We start from the raw sequence: 435 nt of genomic DNA, 5'->3' as shown, positions 1-435 counted from the left end.
ACCATTGCCTTAATGGAGACCAAACGCAATCCGCTGCAGGCCAAGTTTTTTTACTGCACGCTTGCTGCCAACTTTGCCATTCTAATCGCAACGGGGACTAGAGGGCCTATTCTCGCTATGCTGGCCATGGCGGCTTACTATTTCTTCGATATGGTCAGGCAGTATATCAAGGGCAAGCTCATCTTATTAATTCCGCTGCTCTGTTCCCTGGTTTTGATTGGGGGAGCCGTGTATGTACAGTGGGACAATATGACGAAGCGTTCCTTCGAGCGCCAGACCGGCACCGGTGTTGACTTGTCAGGAAGAACGGAAGCCTGGAACTATTTCCTCAATGGCGTGAAGGATTCTCCGCTGACGGGCAGAGGGCTTGGTGCGGTGACTGTAGCGAATGACGGCAGCTTATACGAAGGCTTCGTAGTACCGCATAACGAATAC

The 435-nt window shown here is 51.5% G+C and carries 1 protein-coding gene; it reads left to right on the top strand.

All coding sequences use genetic code 11. The annotated features are described in order from the left end of the window. The coding region (locus KVT27_RS23755; RefSeq protein WP_217582084.1) for an O-antigen ligase family protein at positions 1–435 on the top strand (435 nt) is incomplete at both ends.

Source organism: Lysinibacillus sp. GbtcB16, from assembly GCF_019091145.1.
GTDB classification, from domain to species: domain Bacteria; phylum Bacillota; class Bacilli; order Bacillales_A; family Planococcaceae; genus Lysinibacillus; species Lysinibacillus fusiformis.
The sequence above is the reverse complement of the archived record's forward strand: the minus strand, read 5'-3'. Positions and strand labels throughout refer to the sequence as shown.